This is a genomic window from Mesorhizobium sp. M0174 (genome assembly GCF_040322275.1).
GTDB lineage: Bacteria > Pseudomonadota > Alphaproteobacteria > Rhizobiales > Rhizobiaceae > Mesorhizobium.
In genome coordinates, this window is the sequence record NZ_JAMYTB010000003.1 from 516,036 (window position 1) to 535,825 (window position 19,790).

At 63.3% G+C, this 19,790-nt stretch carries 16 protein-coding genes; 9 read left to right on the top strand and 7 right to left on the bottom strand.

From position 1 onward, the window contains the following. Positions 1-35: 35 nt before the first annotated feature. The 3 genes from NKJ13_RS09085 to NKJ13_RS09095 all read left to right on the top strand — a co-directional run bounded on the left by NKJ13_RS09085 (position 36) and on the right by NKJ13_RS09095 (position 5,965). The gene (locus NKJ13_RS09085) at positions 36-3,974 is read left to right on the top strand and encodes a hydantoinase B/oxoprolinase family protein (RefSeq protein ID WP_352777689.1); all 3,939 of its coding nucleotides are present in this window, start codon (positions 36-38) and stop codon (positions 3,972-3,974) included. An 81-nt stretch (positions 3,975-4,055) separates the two neighbouring features. Beyond that, entirely contained in the window at positions 4,056-5,303 is a 1,248-nt protein-coding gene (locus NKJ13_RS09090) for a BtaA family protein (protein WP_352777670.1), read from the top strand. Continuing rightward, positions 5,300-5,965 carry a class I SAM-dependent methyltransferase gene (locus NKJ13_RS09095; protein WP_352740474.1) on the top strand — a complete coding sequence of 222 codons (666 nt, stop codon included), beginning with the start codon at positions 5,300-5,302 and terminating at the stop codon, positions 5,963-5,965. Before NKJ13_RS09090 ends, NKJ13_RS09095 begins: the two co-directional genes overlap by 4 nt. Before the next feature lie 208 nt (positions 5,966-6,173). Here the strand turns inward: NKJ13_RS09095 and NKJ13_RS09100 are convergent, their stop codons facing one another. After that, positions 6,174-7,553: a serine hydrolase domain-containing protein gene (locus NKJ13_RS09100; RefSeq protein ID WP_352703455.1), complete on the bottom strand. Its 1,380-nt coding sequence runs from the start codon at positions 7,551-7,553 to the stop codon at positions 6,174-6,176. A 407-nt stretch (positions 7,554-7,960) separates the two neighbouring features. On the opposite strand from NKJ13_RS09100, the gene NKJ13_RS09105 reads away from it, so the two are divergent. Together NKJ13_RS09105 and NKJ13_RS09110 are read left to right on the top strand one after the other, a co-directional pair. After that, positions 7,961-8,752 (top strand): glycoside hydrolase family 25 protein, encoded by a 792-nt coding sequence (locus NKJ13_RS09105; RefSeq protein ID WP_352740472.1) that lies wholly within the window; start codon positions 7,961-7,963, stop codon positions 8,750-8,752. An 80-nt stretch (positions 8,753-8,832) separates the two neighbouring features. Beyond that, on the top strand, positions 8,833-10,005 hold the full coding sequence (locus NKJ13_RS09110) for a lytic murein transglycosylase (RefSeq protein WP_352740470.1): 1,173 nt from the start codon (positions 8,833-8,835) through the stop codon (positions 10,003-10,005). 96 nt (positions 10,006-10,101) lie between these two features. On the opposite strand, the gene NKJ13_RS09115 is transcribed toward NKJ13_RS09110, so the two are convergent. Then, positions 10,102-10,995, bottom strand: coding sequence for a LysR family transcriptional regulator (locus NKJ13_RS09115; protein WP_352740468.1), 894 nt, complete (start codon positions 10,993-10,995; stop codon positions 10,102-10,104). A 116-nt stretch (positions 10,996-11,111) separates the two neighbouring features. Between NKJ13_RS09115 and NKJ13_RS09120 the strand changes: the two genes are divergently transcribed. Next, a complete protein-coding gene (locus NKJ13_RS09120) occupies positions 11,112-11,843 on the top strand; it encodes an SDR family oxidoreductase (RefSeq protein ID WP_352740466.1) in 732 nt (243 codons plus the stop codon). A gap of 80 nt (positions 11,844-11,923) precedes the next feature. On the opposite strand, the gene NKJ13_RS09125 is transcribed toward NKJ13_RS09120, so the two are convergent. Further along, positions 11,924-13,144, bottom strand: coding sequence for an alanine racemase (locus NKJ13_RS09125; RefSeq protein ID WP_352505580.1), 1,221 nt, complete (start codon positions 13,142-13,144; stop codon positions 11,924-11,926). Positions 13,145-13,369: 225 nt separating this feature from the next. Between NKJ13_RS09125 and NKJ13_RS09130 the strand changes: the two genes are divergently transcribed. Continuing rightward, positions 13,370-14,287, top strand: a complete 918-nt coding sequence (locus NKJ13_RS09130; RefSeq protein ID WP_352505579.1) for a DMT family transporter — start codon at positions 13,370-13,372, stop codon at positions 14,285-14,287. A gap of 458 nt (positions 14,288-14,745) precedes the next feature. On the opposite strand, the gene metF is transcribed toward NKJ13_RS09130, so the two are convergent. After that, positions 14,746-15,663, bottom strand: a complete 918-nt coding sequence (gene metF / locus NKJ13_RS09135) for a methylenetetrahydrofolate reductase [NAD(P)H] (protein WP_254819012.1) — start codon at positions 15,661-15,663, stop codon at positions 14,746-14,748. Next, on the bottom strand, positions 15,663-16,685 hold the full coding sequence (locus NKJ13_RS09140) for an ArsR/SmtB family transcription factor (RefSeq protein ID WP_254819013.1): 1,023 nt from the start codon (positions 16,683-16,685) through the stop codon (positions 15,663-15,665). The genes metF and NKJ13_RS09140 overlap by 1 nt, the downstream gene beginning before the upstream one ends. 139 nt (positions 16,686-16,824) lie before the next feature. Here NKJ13_RS09140 and tsaA point away from each other — a divergent pair, with 139 nt between their 5' ends. After that, positions 16,825-17,349: a tRNA (N6-threonylcarbamoyladenosine(37)-N6)-methyltransferase TrmO gene (gene tsaA, locus NKJ13_RS09145; protein WP_352505578.1), complete on the top strand. Its 525-nt coding sequence runs from the start codon at positions 16,825-16,827 to the stop codon at positions 17,347-17,349. Beyond that, the gene (locus NKJ13_RS09150) at positions 17,346-17,657 is read left to right on the top strand and encodes a DUF2293 domain-containing protein (RefSeq protein ID WP_254819015.1); all 312 of its coding nucleotides are present in this window, start codon (positions 17,346-17,348) and stop codon (positions 17,655-17,657) included. Before tsaA ends, NKJ13_RS09150 begins: the two co-directional genes overlap by 4 nt. Positions 17,658-17,890: 233 nt before the next feature. Here the strand turns inward: NKJ13_RS09150 and NKJ13_RS09155 are convergent, their stop codons facing one another. Beyond that, positions 17,891-18,508, bottom strand: a complete 618-nt coding sequence (locus NKJ13_RS09155; RefSeq protein ID WP_352505577.1) for an MOSC domain-containing protein — start codon at positions 18,506-18,508, stop codon at positions 17,891-17,893. Between the two features lie 140 nt (positions 18,509-18,648). Next, positions 18,649-19,770 carry a beta-ketoacyl-ACP synthase III gene (locus NKJ13_RS09160; protein WP_352644751.1) on the bottom strand — a complete coding sequence of 374 codons (1,122 nt, stop codon included), beginning with the start codon at positions 19,768-19,770 and terminating at the stop codon, positions 18,649-18,651. Positions 19,771-19,790 lie beyond the last annotated feature (20 nt).

Genomic DNA, 19,790 nt, shown 5'->3' on the forward strand with positions numbered 1-19,790 from the left:
AGGATGCCTAAATGAAAATGCCCGGAGGCGCTGCCATGACCGCAAAATGGGATTTCTGGATCGACCGCGGCGGTACCTTCACCGATGTCATCGGCCGTGACCCGCAAGGCGGGCTGCATCCAAGGAAACTCCTTTCGGAAAATCCCGAAGCCTATGCCGATGCAGCCATCCAGGGCATTCGCGAACTGCTCGGCGTCCAGCCCGGCGCCCCGATCCCCTCCGCGCTGATCGGCGATGTCAAGATGGGCACCACGGTCGCCACCAATGCGCTTCTCGAGCGCAAGGGCGACCGCGTGCTGCTGCTCATCACCAAAGGCTTCCGCGATGCGCTGAGGATCGCCTATCAGGCCAGGCCCGATATCTTTGCCAAGCAGATCATCCTTCCCGAACAGCTCTATGAGCGTGTCGTCGAAATCGACGAACGGGTTCGCGCCGACGGCAGTATCGAGCGCCTGCTCGACATTGCTTCCGTACGCCCGGCTATTGAGCAAGCCAAGGCGGACGGCATCGATGCGGTCGCGATCGTCTTCATGCATGCCTGGAAACACCCCGAGCACGAAAAGGCCGTCGCCAAAGTCTGTCGAAAGCTCGGATTCTCCCAGGTCTCGGTCAGCCACGAGGTCTCGCCGCTGATCAAGCTGGTCGGCCGCGGCGACACCACGGTGGTCGACGCCTACCTGTCGCCCATTCTGTCAAGATATGTGCAGAAGGTGGCGAAGGAGCTCGGCGTCCTCTCCCCCCTCGAGGGGGAGATGGCCGCGCAGCGGCCAGAGGGGGTCATCTCAGAAGGCACCGCCAGAACGTTGAGCACTGCCGCAACGACCCCACCCGGCGGCTTCGCCGCCACCCTCCCCTCGGGGGGGAGGGAAAGCCCTCGCCTCATGTTCATGATGTCGTCGGGCGGCCTCACCGCCGCCGACATGTTCCAAGGCAAGGACGCGCTGTTATCCGGCCCGGCCGGCGGCGTCGTCGGCATGGTCGAGACGGCAAAACTCGCCGGTTTCGGCAAGGTCATCGGCTTCGACATGGGCGGCACCTCCACCGATGTCGCCCACTATGATGGCGACTACGAGCGCGCCTTCGACACCGAGGTCGCCGGCGTGCGCATCCGTGCGCCGATGATGCGCATCCACACCGTCGCCGCCGGCGGCGGCTCGATCCTGCATTACGAGGCCGGCCGCTTTCGCGCCGGGCCGGATTCGGCCGGCGCCAACCCCGGCCCGGCCGCCTATAGGCGCGGGGGCCCGTTGGCCGTCACTGACGCCAATGTCATGCTGGGCAAGCTGCAGCCCGAGTTCTTCCCGGCTATTTTTGGACCAGGGCAGGACGAACCGCTCGACGTGCAGACGGTTCGCGAAAAATTCACCGCGCTTGCCGCCGAGATCGGCGACGGCCGCTCGCCGGAAGCCGTCGCGGAGGGGTTCGTCACCGTCGCCGTCGAAAACATGGCCAACGCCATCAAGAAGATTTCCGTGCAGCGCGGCTACGACGTCACCGAATACCTCCTGAACTGTTTCGGCGGCGCCGGCGGCCAGCACGCTTGCCTGGTTGCCGATGCGCTGGGCATGGAGGCGGTGCTGATCCATCCGTTCTCCGGCCTGCTATCGGCATACGGCATCGGCCTGTCCTCTGTATTTGCGTCACGCCAGCAGGCGCTGCTGAAGCCGCTGGTGGAGGACTCCGGGGCGGCGATCGATGAACTCATCGCAACGCTGCGCAAAGCCGTCATCGACGAACTCGCCGCACAAGGCATCGCCGAAGACGCGGTCGCCTCGAAGCCGGTGCTGCAGGTCCGCTATGACGGCACCGATACCGCGCTGCCTGTGAACTTTGGTCACGGCTCGATCGCGCAAGCCAAGACGGACTTCGAATCGGCGCACAAGGCGCAGTTCGGCTTTGTCTACGACGACAAGCCGATGATCGTCGAATCGATCGGCGTCGAAGGTACCGATACCGGCGGCACCGGCCGCGATGAAAGCGATTCAGTTGTTGCAGATATGGCCGCAAGTCCTTCCGGGAACCGGAAAATCTTTGTCGACGGCGTCTGGCGCGACGCTGGCATCTTCCCTCGCGAAACGCTGAAGCCTGGTAACAAGATCGCCGGCCCTGCTTTGATCATCGAGCCGAACCAGACCATTGTCGTCGAGCCGGGCTGGCAGGCCGAGATCACCGCCAAGGACCACGTATTGATGCGGCGCGTCGAGAAGAAGCGCCGGCACGCCGCACTCGGCACCGAAGCCGATCCAGTGATGCTGGAGGTCTTCAACAACCTGTTCATGTCGATCGCCGAACAGATGGGCGTAACGCTGCAAAACACTGCCTATTCCGTCAACATCAAGGAGCGGCTTGATTTCTCCTGCGCCGTCTTCGACCGGAACGGCGCGCTGGTCGCCAATGCACCGCACATGCCGGTGCATCTCGGCTCCATGGATCGCTCGGTGGAGACCATCATCCGGCTCAATTCCGGCGACATTCACCCCGGCGATGTCTTTGCGCTGAACGCGCCTTACAATGGCGGCACGCATCTGCCTGATATCACCGTGGTGACGCCTGTTTTTTCCCTCCCCCTTGAGGGGAGGGTGGCCGCGGAGCGGCCCAGTGGGGTCGCTGGAGCAGCGCTCGACCTGATCTCCCCCCTTGAGGGGGAGATGGCCGCGAAGCGGCCAGAGGGGTCAGAAGGCACCCCAAGAGTGTCGAGCACTGCCGCGGCGACCCCCTCCGCCGCCTTCGGCGGCACCTCCCCCTCAAGGGGGGAGGAACCCCTCATCCTCTTCTACGTCGCCTCGCGTGGCCACCACGCCGACATCGGGGGCACCGCGCCCGGGTCGATGACGCCGCTTGCCACCACCGTCGACGAGGAAGGCGTGCTGTTTGACAATTTCCGCATCGTCGATCGCGGCCGGTTCCGCGAGAAGGACCTGGAGACGCTGCTCACCGACCACCCCTACCCGGCGCGCAATCCGCACCAGAACATCGCCGACCTCAAGGCGCAGATCGCCGCGAACGAAAAGGGCGTCGCCGAGCTGCGCAAGATGGTCGCGCATTTCGGCCTCGATGCGGTCGAAGCCTACATGGGCCATGTTCAGGACAATGCCGCCGAAAGCGTGCGCCGCGTGCTGGAGCGGCTGCCCGACAGTTCCGAATACGAATATCCGACCGACACCGGGCAAAAGATCACAGTGAAGATCACTATCGACCGGCGGAAGCGCGAAGCCACCGTCGACTTCACCGGCACGTCGCCGGTCATGAAGAACAATTTCAATGCGCCAGAGCCGGTCGCCCGAGCCGCGGTGCTTTATGCCTTCCGCGTCATGGTCGAAGACAACATCCCGATGAATGCCGGATGTCTGCGGCCGATCAACATCATCATTCCCGACGGCTCGATGCTTAGGCCCACCTATCCCGCGGCAGTCGTGGCCGGTAATGTCGAGACCTCGCAACATGTCACCAACGCGCTGTTCGGCGCCATGAAGGCGATGGCCAATGCGCAAGGCACGATGAACAATCTCACCTTCGGCAACAAGCAGTACCAGTATTACGAGACGATCTGCTCGGGCTCGCCGGCCGGCCGGATGAACGACGGCCGCGGCTTTGCCGGCACCTCCGGCGTCCACACCCATATGACCAATTCGCGCCTGACCGATCCGGAAGTGCTGGAACTGCGTTTCCCGGTACTGCTCGAGGATTTCCACATCCGCGAGGGCTCCGGCGGCAAGGGCAAATGGAGTGCCGGCGACGGCACCAAGCGCACCATCCGCTTCCTCGAAAAGATGGAGTGCGCGATCCTGTCCTCGCACCGCAACCGCCCGCCGCGGGGGCTGGACGGCGGCGGTGATGGCGAGGCCGGTTCGACCAAGGTCCGCCGCAAGACCGGCGCGATCGAGACGCTGAAAGCCTGCGATCAAACGGTGCTCGACGCCGGCGAGGCAGTCATTGTGACGACACCCACCGCAGGCGGACTTGGCGAGGCCTGAACTCGCTTCAACAGGTTGTCACCGGCCTGTCATCCACCTGCGTTACCCGCTTGCGGCAAGCAAACGGGGAATCGCCTTGCCATGACAGACATTTCTGGGGAACTGGTTTTTCGCCGCGGCAAGGAAGTCGGCAAGGCCGTCTACCAGAACCGCCCGCTGTCGAAAGCCGGCATCTCCGAGCGCTTGTTCGCCTTCCTGTTCTCCGGCCTTGTCTACCCGCAGATCTGGGAAGACCCCGAAATCGACATGGACGCGATGCAACTCGGCAAGGGCCACCGCATCGTCACCATTGCCTCCGGCGGCTGTAACATTCTCGCCTATCTCACCCGGTCGCCAGAAAGGATCGATGCCGTCGATCTCAACGCCGCGCATATTGCGCTGAACCGCATGAAGCTCGCAGCGGTGCGTCACCTGCCGTCGCAGGGCGACCTGTTCCGTTTCTTCGGCGCGGCTGGGACGGGGCACAATTCGCAGGCCTACGATCGCTTCATCGCACCGCATCTCGACCCCGTCAGCCGCCATTATTGGGAGCGCCGCAACTGGCGTGGTCGTCGCCGCATCGCCGTCTTCGACCGCAATTTCTACCAGACCGGCCTGCTTGGCCTGTTCATCGCCATGGGCCACCGCACCGCAAAATTTTTCGGCGTCGACCCGGCCGGCATCATGGACGCCGAGAGCATCGCCGATCAGCGCCGCTTCTTCGACGAAGAGCTGGCGCCGGTCTTCGAAAAACCGCTGCTGAAATGGGCGACGTCGCGAAGAGCCTCGCTGTTCGGCCTCGGCATTCCGCCGGCCCAGTACGATTCGCTGATCACCTCGGGTGACGGCACCATGGCCAGCGTGCTGAAGGCACGACTGGAAAAGCTCGCCTGCGATTTTCCGCTGAAGACCAATTATTTCGCCTGGCAGGCTTTCGCCCGCCGCTACCCTAATCCGGGCGAAGCCGCCCTGCCCGCCTACCTCGAAGAACGCAACTACAAGACGATCCGCAACAATGTCGATCGCGTTGCCGTCCACCACGCCAATCTGATCGAGTTCCTTGCCGGCAAGGATGCCGGCTCGGTCGACCGCTTCGTGCTGCTCGATGCACAGGACTGGATGACCGACGGCCAGCTCAACGGGTTGTGGGCCGAGATCACCCGAACCGCCTCCACAGGCGCCCGCGTCATCTTCCGCACCGCAGCGGAACCCAGCCTGCTGCCCGGCCGCGTCTCGAATTCGCTGCTCGACCAGTGGCGCTACGAGAACGACGCCTCGCGCGAGTTTTCGGCCTGCGATCGCTCGGCCATCTATGGCGGCTTCCATCTCTATGTGAAGCGGTCCGCATGAGCACGACCGAATTGCCGGCCAGCCATGCCGAACTGATGGACGGTGTCTACCGCTGGCAGCGTCATATCTACGACCTGACCCGCAAATATTATCTGCTCGGCCGTGACCGGCTTATCGCCGGACTGGATGTGCCGGCCGGCGGCACGGTGCTCGAGCTTGGCTGCGGCACCGGCCGCAACATTGTCCTGGCTGCCCGCCGCTATCCCGGCGCGCGCTTTTTCGGCCTCGATATTTCGGCCGAGATGCTGGAGACGGCCGCTGCCGCCCTCGCTCGCGAAGGCCTCTCCGGCCGCGTCACCCTGGCGCGCGGCGACGCCACTGATTTCGACGCAAAGGCGCTGTTCGGCGTCAAAAGTTTCGACCGCGTCTTTGTCTCGTATTCGCTGTCGATGATCCCCGGCTGGGAGAAGACGGTGTCTGCGGCACTTGCTGCCCTGTCACCGGGCGGCTCGCTGCACGTCGTCGATTTTGGCCAGCAGGAAGCCTTGCCCAGCTGGTTCCGCACGCTGTTGCGCGGCTGGCTGAAAAAATTCCACGTCGAGCCGCGTGAATCGTTGCACGCGGTTCTGGATTCGGAATCTGCAAGAACCGGCGCAAGCTTCCGTTTCCAAACGCTTTGTCGCGGCTATGCGTGGCTCGCCGTGATCGGCCCAGTTCGATAGCCAGGACGTGTTGAGATTCAGGTCAGGCCGAGTCGAAAACGGGGGGTTCCGAGAACCGAGCGGAGCGTCCTTTAGGGTACGTGAGCACCGGCCTACGCCGGCCGTAGCCTTAACTGCCACGACCGCTCATGAGTGCTTTGGCCCGGCGAAGGCCGGAGCGCAGGAAACCGCCGTTTGCAGGCCGGCATCACCTTAGTATCGATACAGCCTAATGCAGCGCCTTGATCAGCGCCGCCACCATCGCCTGGGGCCGGTAGCCGAGCCTGGCCGGCGTCAGGCCGAGCCGCACCACAACCAGCTGCTCCGAGGGGACGATGGCGACCGTTTGCCCGTCATGCCCCTCCATCCAATAGGTGTCCTTGGGCAGGCCGGCGGCAAGGCCGGCACCCGGGTTTTCTTCGTCGCCCGGTCCTTCGATCCATAATTGCCCCTTGCCGTAGACCTTCGAGGCAGTTGCCGGTTCCCGCATCCAGTCGACGAAGCCAGCGGGCAGTATCTCTTTGCCGTTCCAGACGCCGCCCTGCAGCAGGAACTGGCCGAAGCGCGCCCAATCGCGTGCCGTGGCATAGAGATAGGACGAGCCGACGAAGGTGCCGTGCTCGTCGGCTTCAAGCACCGCGCTGTGCATGCCGAGCGGATCGAACAGCGCGGTCCTCGGCCAGGCCAGCGCCTTGTCCTTGTCGCCGATCGCGTCCTGCCATAATCGGGACAGCATCACCGCCGTGCCGCTCGAATAGGAAAACACCTTGCCGACCTCGCCGGTCAGCGCCTTGGATCCGGCAAAGCCCGCCATGTCCGGTTCGAGATAGAGCATGCGCGTCACATCGGCGACGTCGCCATAATCCTCGTTGAATTCCAGCCCGCTCGACATCGCCATCATGTCGGCGAGGCTGATCACGGCGCGGCCATCTCCCTTCCAGGGACCGAACAGGCCCTGGTTGGTCATCGCCAGCTTGCCGTCCTTCACCAGCGTGCCGACGATCGCCGCATTCACCGTCTTGGTCATCGACCAGCCCAATAGTGGCGTCTTTTCGGAAAAGCCGTCGCCATAGCGCTCAGCGACGATGCGGCCGCTCTTGACCACCACCACCGCCCGCATGCCGGCGCCGGTCATTGCTGGATCGTCGAGGACCTTCACGACCTCGGAATCCTGCGAGGCACCGACATCGTCGCCTTCCGGCCACATCGCATCGGGCAGCGGCGCCGGCGTCGGTGGAGCGCCGGCGATAGCCTTGGCGGCGGCAATATCCCCATCGGGAACCGAGGCGCAGCCGAGCCCCTCGCGAGCGACCGCGACACTTTTGCCGAGCGCGCCGAACAGGCCCGCCGAAACCGTTCCCTTCTCCTTGTCCACCGACACTCTCATCAGCTTCAGCAGCGGATGACCCGGCGCCTGCACATCGACGGCGAGCACGTCGTTGGCGTCGCGCCCGGCGATGAAGACGTTCGAGCAGACGATCTTGGCCGCATAGCCGGAACCGACGCGGATCAGTTCCGGCGGCGCGAAATACAGCCAGCCGGCGAGTATCGCGGCGGCCAGCACAGCCAGGCCGAGCAGCCATTTGACGAACTTCAAAAGGATCTGCATTTTGAGTTCCCCCGGCGCGCTCGATCTATGTCATCGATTTGCCGCCATTGTTTCGGCAAAATCGCGGCTCTTGTCGAGCGCCGTCAACCGAATATCAACCATGATCGGCGATCACAGGTGCATGTCGCCCGAAAGCGCGCAGCGGTTTTGGGACCACGACATGCACAGACAAAAGAGCCAAGCGCGTCGAAGCGACGCGCTTGGGACAGACCGGGCGATCCTGTGGGGTGACCGTCCGGCGGGGCTTGAATGCATGCGTCCCAAAACTGCGCAACGGTTTGGGAAATGCATGAAACGAAGATCCAGGCGCGTCGCGTAAGTCGGTTTCCGACACGCTGCGCCCGGTCGAGGGGCCACCCGCGGAAAGACCCATCAGCGGCCGGCTGAAACCGGCTCGGGAAGTAGCGATGCGCCGTTTCGCGGTCCTCATCACGCTGATGCTGCTTGGTGCCTGCTCGACGGTCGAGGATCTGACGCCATCGTCGTCCAGTGCCGCGACGGTTGCGGTACGCGCGCCCCGTTTTGCCGATTCCGACCCGCATGAATGGGATAGCGGCGCACCGTGGAGCTATGCCGTCCACGGCACCGACGTTTCCAAATACCAGACATCGATCGACTGGCCGGCGGCCAGGGCCAGCGGCATCTCTTTCGCTTTCATCAAGGCAACCGAAGGCGGAGACCGGTTCGATGAAGCTTTCAACGAGCATTGGAGCCGCACCAAGGCCTCGGGCATCCCCCGCGCCGCCTATCACTTCTTCTACTTTTGCACGCCGGCCGCGACCCAGGCGCGCTGGTTCATCCAGAACGTGCCCAAAGACAGCTCGGCGATGCCGCCAGTTCTCGACATGGAATGGAACCCGAAATCGCCGACGTGCAAGCTGCGGCCCGATCCCGCCACGGTACGCAGCGAGATGAGCACGTTCCTCGAAATCGTCGAAAAACACTACGGCAAGAAGCCGATCATCTACACGTCGGTCGACTTCTTCGAAGATAATGGTTTGTCGGGTTTCCGCAGCTACCCCTATTGGCTGCGCTCCGTCGCCGGGCATCCGCGCCAGAAATACGGCAGCCATCCCTTCACCTTCTGGCAGTATACCGGAACGGGCGTCGTGCCGGGCATGGCCGGAAACGCCGACATCAACGTCTTCAACGGCTCCGAAGCCGCGTGGAAGAAGTGGTTGCGGCAGAACACCCGTTGACACCGGGCCTGCCGCCTGCTTTTCGACACAGCCAATAACGAATGCCTGCAACCGCTGGTAATCTTTTCGGAAGGATGGCGATGCGATTGCGCTTTGGACTTCTCGCGGCGCTGCTCCTGAGCGCCGTGCCGGCCGCGGCACAGCAATGCGGCGGCGATTTCAAGGCATGGAAGCAGGGCGTGGCGGTGGAGGCCAGGGCGGCCGGCGTCGGCGCTGCCGGCCTTGACGCGCTGGAAAACGCCACCCTCGATGAGAAGGCGTTGGCACGCGACCGCGCCCAGGGCGTCTTCACCCAGACCTTCATCGAATTCTCGAACCGCATGATCTCGTCCCATCGGCTGAAGCAAGGTGCGGCCAATCTGCAAAAATATGCCGAGGTCTTTGCCCGCGCGGATCGCGAATACGGCGTCCAGGCGCCGGTCATTGCCGCTTTCTGGGCCCTTGAAACCGATTTTGGCGCCGTGCAAGGCGATTTTCACACACTGAATGCGCTGGTGAGCCTCTCGTATGACTGCCGCCGCCCGCAGTTGTTCCGGCCGCAGATCGTTCCGCTGCTGATCTTGATCAATCGCGGCGTGGTGCCGGCCGACGTGACCGGTGCCTGGGCCGGCGAGATCGGCCAGACGCAGATGTTGCCTTCCGACTATCTCGGCCACGGCGTCGACGGCGACGGCGATGGCCGGGTCGACCTGCGCGGCAGCGCGCCGGACGTGATCATGAGCACGGCCAGCAAGATCCAATCGCGCGGCTGGAAGCGTGACCAGCCCTGGATCGAGGAAGTCCGTGTGCCCGACAACTTGCCGTGGGAGCAGACGGGACGCACCAACAAGCTGCCGTTGACGCAATGGAGCCAGTGGGGCGTTACCAGGCCCGACGGCACGCCGCTTCTCGACAACGGCCTGAAGGCCGGCCTGGCGCTACCCATGGGTCGCAAGGGGCCAGCCTTCCTGACCTACGACAATTTCGACGTCTATCTCGAGTGGAACCAGTCCTTTACCTATGCCCTGACCGCGGCAAATCTTGCCGCCCGGCTGGGGGGCGCTCCGCGATTCGATCCGCGCAACCCCGACCCCGGCCTCGACGGCGAGCAGATGAAGGCGCTACAGACCAAGCTCGAGGCGAGAGGCTATGACGTCGGCACCGTCGACGGCATCCTCGGCACCAACACTCGCGAAGCAATCCGCAAGGAGCAGATGCGGCTGGGCTTTCCGGTCGACGGCTGGCCGACGCCGGAGCTGCTGGCCAGGCTGTGAGGGTGGTGAATGGTAAAAAGAATGGCACCGGAGCCGCATTGAGCACCAGAGCTACCACTATTCACTATTCACTATTCACTATTCACTATTCACTATTCACCGCCTCGCCAGCAGGAAATCGATAAACGCTCGCAGCGGCGCGGGAACCTGCCGGGAACTCGCGTGATATAGATAAAAGCCCGGAAATCTCGGCGACCAGGCTTCGAGAAAGCGGATGAGCTTTCCCGCTTCGATCCACGGCCGGACCTGATATTCCAGCATGTACGCCACCCCGACCCCATCCAGAACCGCCCCCATCATCAGGTCCGTATCGTTTACCGTCAGGCCGCCGCTGACGGCCACTTCCAAGGCACGCTGGCCTCGGGCGAACTCCCAGCGGTAGAGATTGCCGCCGCTCGGCCACTGGAAATTGATGCACTGGTGCTGATGCAGGTCCGCGGGATGGCGGGGTATCGGGCGATGCTCCAGATAGCTCGGCGCCGCCACTGCGGCCATCTCGAGTTCCTCGCTGAGCTTCACCGCCACCATGTCCTTGTGCAGCCGCTCACCCAGTCTGATTCCGGCATCGAAGCGACTTTCGACGATGTCGGTGAGCATGTCGTCAACGACGATGGTGAGGGCGATATCGGGATAGGCGCGGCGGAAGTCGCCGAGGATCGGCGCGATGAAACGCGTGGCGGCGATGCGCGGAACATTGATGCGCAGCGAGCCTGCCGGCCGGCCGCGTGATGCATGCGCGTCGGCGACGGCCCCTTCCAGTTCGCTGAACGCCGGCGCGATGCGGGCAAACAGCTTCTCACCCTCAGCGGTCGGCGACATGCTGCGCGTGGTACGGTTGAGCAGGCGGACACCGAGACGCTCTTCCAGCCCGCGTATCGTCTGGCTGAGTGCTGGAGGCGAAATTCTGAGCTTGGCCGCGGCGCGGACAAAGCTGCCCTCTTCGATGATTGTTGCAAATGCCGTGAGTTCGGAAAACTCGGTTCCGCGCATTATGTACCCTAGGCTTAATAAGTCAGTTAGATAATAGGCTATTCTCTGAGCAACCCCTAGCTATCGCTGGAACGCCGCTCGATCGGGGCGGCCGTATCCAGACGGAAGGAACAGCCATGCATCGTCCACTCGAAGGCAAAACCGCACTTGTGACCGGCAGTTCGCGCGGCATCGGACGCGCCATCGCGGAGGGGCTCGCAACCAAGGGTGCTGCCGTGGTCGTCAACTATGTCGGCAACGAGAAAGCCGCTAGGGAAGTCGTTGCCGCCATTGAAGGGAATGGCGGAAAAGCCGTCGCTATCCAGGCGGACGTCTCCAGCATTCCCGACATTCGCAGGCTGTTCGACGAAACCGAAAGGCAGATGGGGCCGATTGACATCGTCGTCGCCAATGTCGGCGTCGCCGTCATAAAGCCGCTCGTCGAGGCTACCGAAGCAGACTTCGACCATGTGTTCGGCACCAATGCCAAGGGTACCTTCTTCACGCTTCAGGAGGCCGCGCGCCGCGTTCGCGACGGTGGCCGCATCATTGCCGTCTCCACTGGTGGAACCAAGATGTTTTTCACGCAGACGGCGCTCTATCTCGGCAGCAAGGGAGCCGTCGAGCAGTTCGTCCGCGTCCTCTCGCGCGAACTCGGCCCGCGCGCCGTTACCGTGAATGCGCTGTCGCCAGGCTTCACCGACACCGACCTGCTTCCGGAGCGGGACCGGGCCGTGGCCGCAGGCATGTCGCCCTTCGGCCGGATCGGAGCACCGCGCGACGTCGCCGATGTCGCGGTTTTCCTGGCTTCGGACGAAGCTCGCTGGCTGACCGGCGAGAACATCCAGGCCGGCGGCGGAGTAGCCTGACTACGGGGAGGTGAATATGAATGGTGGTGACGATTCACCGAAGCGGACGGAACGCAAGAACTGCTTCCATTCACCATCAACTAATCGGCCATCGTCTCCAGGCTGGCAAACCCCTGCGGTGCATCGCCTTCGTCGAATGGCGTCGCCACCTCGACGAAAGTATCGGGATAGAAGCCGTTGAACCGTGTCCGGAGTGACAGCGAATAGGCGCCGATATGGCCGATCTCGATCCAGTCACCGGTATCGACGGTTTCGGGCAGCCAGAACGGCCGCGACAGTATATCCACGGAATCGCAGGTCGCGCCACAGACCTTGAACGGCACGATGGTCCTGTCCTCGCCATTGCGCGAGCGGATCGCCGGATCGGGGATGAAGCGTGCCGGCAGCGTGATCTTGCCGGTCCATGAATCCGACAGCGACGCCCAGATGCCGTCATTGATGTAGAGCCTTTTGCCCTTGCGCAGCAGCACGCGCACGATCAGCGACAGGCAGCGCGCCACGATCACGCGGCCGGGCTCGGCCACCAGCTGCATCTGGTCGAATTGGTACTCCTGGAGGTCGCCCGACAGCCGCGACATGATCTGGCCGAGCGACGGCATTTCCGGCTTGCGGCTGTTCGGATCATGACCGTATTCGGCGGGAAAGCCGCCGCCGACATCGAGCCCGGCAATGTCGAAGCCGACGCGGTTGCGCACCCAGTCGGCGGAGGCCAGCGCCCGCTCGTAGGTGTCGGGATCCTCGATCTGGCTGCCGACGTGAAAGCACAGCCCGACCTTGTAGCCGGTTCGGTTCAGCCGTTCGGCCAGTTCGACCGCATTGGCCGGTCCGGCGCCGAACTTCTTCGACAGTTCGTAGGCCGCCGAGCCTTTCGTCTGGATGCGCACGAACACGGTGATGGCGCCCGGATCGATGTCGAGAGCCCGCACCACCCTGGTCAGCTTGGTGATCTCGTCCTCATGGTCGAGCGAAATGACGCGAATGGCGTATTTTTCCAGCGCCAGCCTGATGTCCGACTGCGCCTTCACCGGGTGCATGTAGAGCATCTCGGCGTCCGGCGAGACGGCGCGCACGGCGGCGAATTCGCCGGGCGAGGCCACATCAAAGGCGCTGACGCCGGCCTCGACCAGCGCGTTGAGCACGATCTGCTCGCCATTGGTCTTGACCGCATAGGCGGTCTTGCCGGGAAACATGCCCATGAACTGTTTGGCGTCCGCCTTCAGCACCTGCGGGCGGAAGCAATAGATCGGATCGTCCGGGCGAAGCGCCAGCGCTGCCTCGCGGGCATTTTCGAATCGCTGCATGGACGAATCCCTTGACTGAGGCTGCGCACAATTAATCCAAGCTAGCGGCTAATGAAAACAATTCTATGTCTCGCCGCCCTGGCTTCGCGGCGCTACGCCGTTCTGTGCGCCGGTTATGAGCGAGCTAGGCCATCACTCAGGTTTCGGGTGGCCCTTGCCGCCGGACCGGTAGAGCGTGAACAGATGCCTGAAGAGAGCAAGGCATCTCGTCTGGGAGGACGACCAATGGCGATAGCTGCCACCACCACGATGCGCGGGCCGATGGTGCTCAAGGACTGGGCCCAGCTTCTGCTGCTCGGCGCCATCTGGGGCGGTTCGTTCTTCTTTGCCCGCATTGCGGTGTCGGAACTCCCTCCGCTGGTGCTGGTGCTGTTTCGCGTCGCCATCGCGGCGACCGCGTTGCAGCTCTACCTTGCGGTTCGCGGTCCGTCGTTTCGCCTCGCCTTGCCGCATGCCGGACTGTTTTTCCTGCTGGCGCTCGCCAACAATGTCATCCCTTTCTCGCTGATCTTTGCCGGCCAGACCGAGCTCGGCGCCGGTGTCGCCTCGGTGCTTAATTCGACCACGCCGTTCTGGACGCTGATCCTCGCCAACGCCCTGACCAGCGACGAAAAACTGTCGTGGAACAAGCTTGCCGGCATCGCCCTCGGTATCGCGGGGACGGCGGTGATGATCGGTCCTGGCCTTGTCGCCGGGCTCGGCGGGCCGGTCTGGGCGAAATTCGCGCTCATCGGTGCCTCGGTCTCCTATGCGGTTGCGCTGATGATCGCCCGCCGCTTCAAGGGTGTGCCGTCACCGGTCATTGCCGCCGGACAATTGACCTGCTCGACCATCATCATGATCCCGGTCGTTCTGTTCACCTATGACGCTGCCACTCTGTTTTCGGCCTCGCCGCCGGTATGGGCGGCGGTGCTGGCGCTGGCGCTGCTGTCGACCGCCTTCGCCTACATCCTCTATTTCAACCTCGTCGCCTCGGCCGGCGCCACCAACGCCTCGCTGGTCACGCTCATCGTGCCGGCCAGTGCCATCCTGCTCGGCTTGCTGTTCCTGGGCGAGCGGCTCGAACTGTTCGAATTGGCGGGCATGGCGCTGATTGCGCTCGGCCTCGTCACCATCGACGGTCGCTTGTTCGGGCGGCGTTAGAGCATGTTCCCCGACTCTCAGCTCGAAATCGATTCCGATTTCCGCCGCGGTAGCGCTGCCATGCTCGTTGCTGCCCCGGCTTCGCCACAAATTATTCACAGGTCCAACGCCGGCTTTTGACCAAGAGTTTCAATACCTAACGGCAAACGGCAGGTCGCAAATTCCACAATCTCGTCGCATTGCAGCAAAGTTTCTGCTTGCCTGTGGCACAAATGACCCTAGACTCTCGCCATAGCTCTTAAGAGGAGGCTATGACATGGGACTGACGAGGCCGATCAACGCATTGATGATTTGTGCTGCGTTTGCATTCATCGGCGCCCTCATTATGGGCGTCCTTCCATAAGGCCGCTGAGCGGGGGAAGACCAGCACCGAATATTACAAACCATTGAAAAGGCCGGGCATTTTGCCCGGCCTTTGCATTCCCCCGATCTTTGACATTTCAAAGGAGCTTGCCGCCTTACGCCGCGGCGGATCCCGCAGCCTCGACTTCGTGCGACCTGATGCCGATCATGTGGCAGATGGCGAAGACCAGATCGGCCCGGTTCATCGTGTAGAAGTGGAAATCGCCGACGCCGCGCTCGACAAGGTCCAGCACCTGCTCGGCGGCCACGGCAGATGCCACCAGCGCATGCGTTTGCGGATCGTTCTGCAGCCCATCGAAACGCTCGGCCAGCCATGCCGGCACCAAGGCGCCGCACCGCGCCGAGAAGTTGGCGACCTGGGTGAAATTGTGCACCGGCAATATGCCCGGCACGATCGGTATGTAGATGCCGGCCCGCCGTGCCCGCTCGACATAGCGCTCATAGAGATCGTTGTCGAAGAAGAACTGGGTGATCGCCCGCGTCGCCCCATTGTCGGCCTTGCGCTTCAGCATGTCGAAATCGGTGGCGAAATCCGGACTCTCCGGATGTTTTTCCGGATAGGCCGAGACCGATATGTCGAAATCGCCGGCGCCCTTCAGCGCATCGACCAGTTCGGCGCCATTGGCATAGCCTTCCGGATGCGGCCGGTAAGCCGCGCCGACGCCCTCGGCCGGATCGCCGCGCAGGGCGACGAAACGCTTGACGCCCATATCGGCGAACTCCCGGATCACCGCATCGACCTCGTGGCGCGCCGCGTCGACGCAGGTCATGTGCGCCGCCGGCGTCAGCGACGTTTCGTTGAGGATGCGCTTGACGGTGCGGGCCGTGCGCTCGCGGGTCGAACCACCGGCGCCATAGGTGACCGAGACGAATTTCGGCTTGAGCGGCTCCAGCCGGGTGACCGTGTCCCACAGCCTTGCTTCCATCTCGTCGTTTTTCGGCGGAAAGAACTCGAACGACACCCTGACCTTGTCGCCGATGTCGGGACGGCGGGAGAAGCGGAACTGGTTCATCAGGCGGTTTCCCCTATCGGATACGCATTGGCCGGTTGTCTGTCGTTGGAAGGCTCGGCAATCAGCATGCGCCGATCGCGGCCGAGCCAGAGTTTGACGGTGAGCTTGGCCTCGTTGCCACCGCGCGGTTCGAATTCCTGGCTGTCCTCGAGCTCGAGGCCGGCCTCGGAAAACCAGTCGGCGATTTGCCGGTCGGAAAAGCCGAGGCGCATATGCGCGTGCTCCTCGCGCAAGAACTCCAGCGTGTGCGGCGCGAAATCGACGATCACCAGCCTGCCAGCCGGGCGCAACAGACGCGCCGCCTCTCGGATGGCGCGGGCAGGATCGTCGAGATAGTGCAGCACCTGATGGATGGTAACGAGATCGAAGGCGTCGCGTTCGACCGGCGGCGCGAAAATGTCGCCCTGCCGCACCTGCGCATTCGAAATGCCGGCCTTGTCGAGATTGGCGCGCGCCACCGTCAGCATTTCGCGCGACATGTCGATGCCGATACCGCGCCGATAGAGCGGCGAAAAGATCTCGAGCAGCCGTCCGGTGCCGGTGCCGAGATCGAGCATCGACTGGAACGGCCGCTTGCCGACGAGCTTGATGAGGGCTGCTTCGACGGCGCGGTCCGGCACATGCAGCGAGCGGATATGGTCCCAGCTTGCGGCGTTGACCGAGAAATATTCGGCAGCCCGGTCCTGCCGCTTGCGCTTGACCGCGGCCAGCCGTTCGAGATCACGCTCGACCTGCGGATCGGCGCCGCGGATGCCGGAGACCAGCCTGAGCACAAAATCGCGCGACGTGTCGGAATCCGAAAGCCGGAAGAAAGCCCACGAGCCCTCCTGGTAGCGGCCGATCAGCCCTGCCTCCAGCAGCAATTTCAAATGCCGCGAGACGCGCGGCTGCGACTGGCCGAGGATTTCGGTGAGATCTGAAACGGTCAGATCGCCGCGCGACAGCAGCGCCAATATACGCAGCCGGCTGGATTCGGCAGCCGCCTTCAATGTATCTACCATCGTGTCGAGAGCGACATGCATGCGAGCATTCTCTTTGAAAAGATATAAACATATGTTTATGTCGGTTTTGATAGGCTTGCAAGCGCTATGTCGCTTCCGGACAAGAAAATGACGCATGCGCAGCGGATCGCGCAAAGCCGGATGCATCGAGGCGAGGCCCATGGTCGAAACGCGCAGCGGCGAAAAGCTCCTGGAAACCGACCCGGCAACGATGCCGCCGGATGGCCATGTCGTCTTCATCGGCCGCATCGCTTCGCCTTGGATCACGCGGGAGACTTGCCCCAAAAACATGAAGGCCGCGCGGGAGACGGGACAGCCGGCGCACTTGGTCATCGACCCGCTTTATCGTGAGGGCCTGCTTGGGCTGGAACGCGCCAGCCACGTGATCGTCCTGTCCTGGCTGCACCATGCGCCGCGGCAACTGATTATCCAGAAACCCCGCCATGCCATGGAGCCGAAAGGCGTCTTTTCGCTGCGCTCCCCTGCCCGGCCGAACCCAATTGGGCTGCATGTCGCCAGGCTGGTTGCCGTCGATATCGATACCGGCCGCATCGATCTCGATGCCATCGACGTGCTCGACGGCACGCCGGTCATCGACATCAAGCCCTACTTCGCCTCGACCGATGCCTTCGCCGCGGCGACCATGGCCGGGCGGGACGAGTTGTCCAGATCGGACGGGCAGTGAGCGCCCCGACCGGCCGCCGCCGCGCCATCGCCAAGGCACTGACAGCGCTCCTGCCGCTGGCGCCCTATGCCGACATGGAAAAGATCCGTGCCGATGCCGGCGCCGTGCACATGAAGACCTTGCCACCGAGCATTGCCGTGTGGCTGGCGACGATAGCGCATATTCGCCATGCCCATACCGACTACGAAAAGCTGCTGGCCGAAGGATATGACCGCGATTCCGCGCGCTTCTTCGTCATCGAGCAAACCAACATCGTGCTAACCCGCTGGCGTGCCACCCGTCTGCTCGATGATGAGGACGAGGAATAGAGCGATGGCAGACACACGCGTCGAGTTCTACGGCGCCCCCCTCTGTCCTGCCGACGTCAGGCCGGCAACATCGGAACTTTCAAAGCCAGAAACAAAAAAACCGCCTCGGAGGGCGGATCGTTGGAGCCAATTAGCACCATACCGAAATTAGTAGCATAGCTGCCGGCACAAAGCAAGAACAAAATACGCCGCGCGCGGCTTTGACTGGCTTTGCCGGCTTGCCTAGCAAACAATCAGGCCCGGTAAATCCACTGCTCCGGCACACGCACCGAAATCTCCTCGCCGGCAGTGATCGTGCCGGGTTTCTCGACCCAGGCGACGAGCCCGCGCAACCGCTTCGCCGCTTTCGGGAACAGCAGCGCGCCGGCCTCGACGTCGGCCATCCCGGCATTCTCGGCGACCGACCTTCCCGCGATCCGGCAAGGCCCGTTCTGCGCGTCGACCTTGACGGTCGCGCCGCCTTTGAAGAACAGCAGCGTGCCGGATGGCAACATCGAGAGGTGCGGCAGGCCTTCGATCACGAGATTGGCGCCGATCCATTCCGGCTTGATCTCGGCGATGCCCATCCGTTCGGCGACAATTGCCAGTTCGTCCGCTGCCACGATCGACAATTGCCGTTCGTTGCGCATCTCGGTGCCGCGCGGATACCAGGGTTCCCGCCCGCCGGATCGCCGCGTCGTGCCGGCGTGGAAATCGCCGTCGATGCCGTCGAAGCCGAGCTGCAACATGTCCACTGCCCGTGTCTCGAAATGATCGAACGGTGCGAGGTAAAGCGCTGCCACCCTGGCGGCGAGTTTTCGCGCGGCCACGATCTCGACCGGAGTTTCGGCTTCGGGAAAAAGATCCAGCATGGGTTCGTGCCTCGCGTGATACGCGCAATTAGCCGCGGTCAGCTCATCAGGTCCAGTCGAAAGCGCTGATGCTCCGATCAAGCGGACTGATGCGATTTGCCAGGCGCGCTCCGATGCCGGTGCCGTCCGTGCCGAAATAGTCAGAGCATGCGCAACAGCGCGCCGCCGATCGAGTAGCCGGCGCCGAACGCGCAGAGCAGGCCGTAGTCGCCGGCCTTCATGTCGGCATGGTTCTCCGACAGGGCGATGATGGCGCCGGCGGCGGCGGTGTTGCCGAGGCGCTCCAGCACCATCGGCGCGCGGTCATGGTCGACCTCATGACCGAAAGATAGTTTCAGGATCATGGCGTTCATCCGCGCATTGGCCTGATGCAGCCAGAAACGCCGGATCGCTTGCGGCGTCAGCCCGTGCTCGGCCAGAAACTCGACGATGAATTTGTGGCCGGCAACGGTGACTTCCTTGAACACCTTGTTGCCGATCTGCTTGATCAGATTGCCTTCCAGATCGATCATGTACGGATCGTCCTGGGTGGCGCGGGTATAATAACCGAGATTGGTGCGGATGCTGTTCGACATCTGCGTCCAGGTACGCGTATCCAGCACCTCGAATCGGCCCGGCCGCTTCTCGCCCTGGGCGAGCCCTTCGACGACCATCGACACGGAAGCGTCGCCAAAGATGAAATGCGTCTGCCGGTCGCGAAAATTGAGATGGCCGGTGATGATCTCCGGCGTCGACACCAGCACGCGTTTGTGCGCCCCTGCCCGCACCAGGTTGACGGCGATGTGCAACGCGGCCGCCGCCGACGAGCAGCCAAGCCCCATATCGAAACCGGCGCCTTTCGTACCCAGTGCCTGCTGCATCTCGATGGCGATCGCCGGATAGGGCCGCTGATGGTGCGAGGCCGAGCAGATCACCAGGTCGATATCCCCTGGCTTCAGCCCGGCATGATCGAGCGCCTTGCTGGCCGAGGCGATGCCGAATTCGGCCTCCAGCGACAGCGCATCGTCGGGCCGCGCCGGGAAGCGCGGCGCCATGCGGGTCGGGTCGAGGATGCCCTCCCGTTCGATGACATGGCGGGTCTGGACGCCCGAGGCATGGACGATGAAGGCACTGTCCGATTTCTGCAGCAGCGGCTCGCCGGACACCTCGCGGCGGACGTTCTCCATGTCCACCCAGCTGTTGAAGCTGGCGACGAGTTCCTCATTGGTGATCGAAGCCTCGGGGATTTCAACGCCGATGCCGCTGATGATGACGCGATGCATTTTCAGTTCGTCCCGTGCGC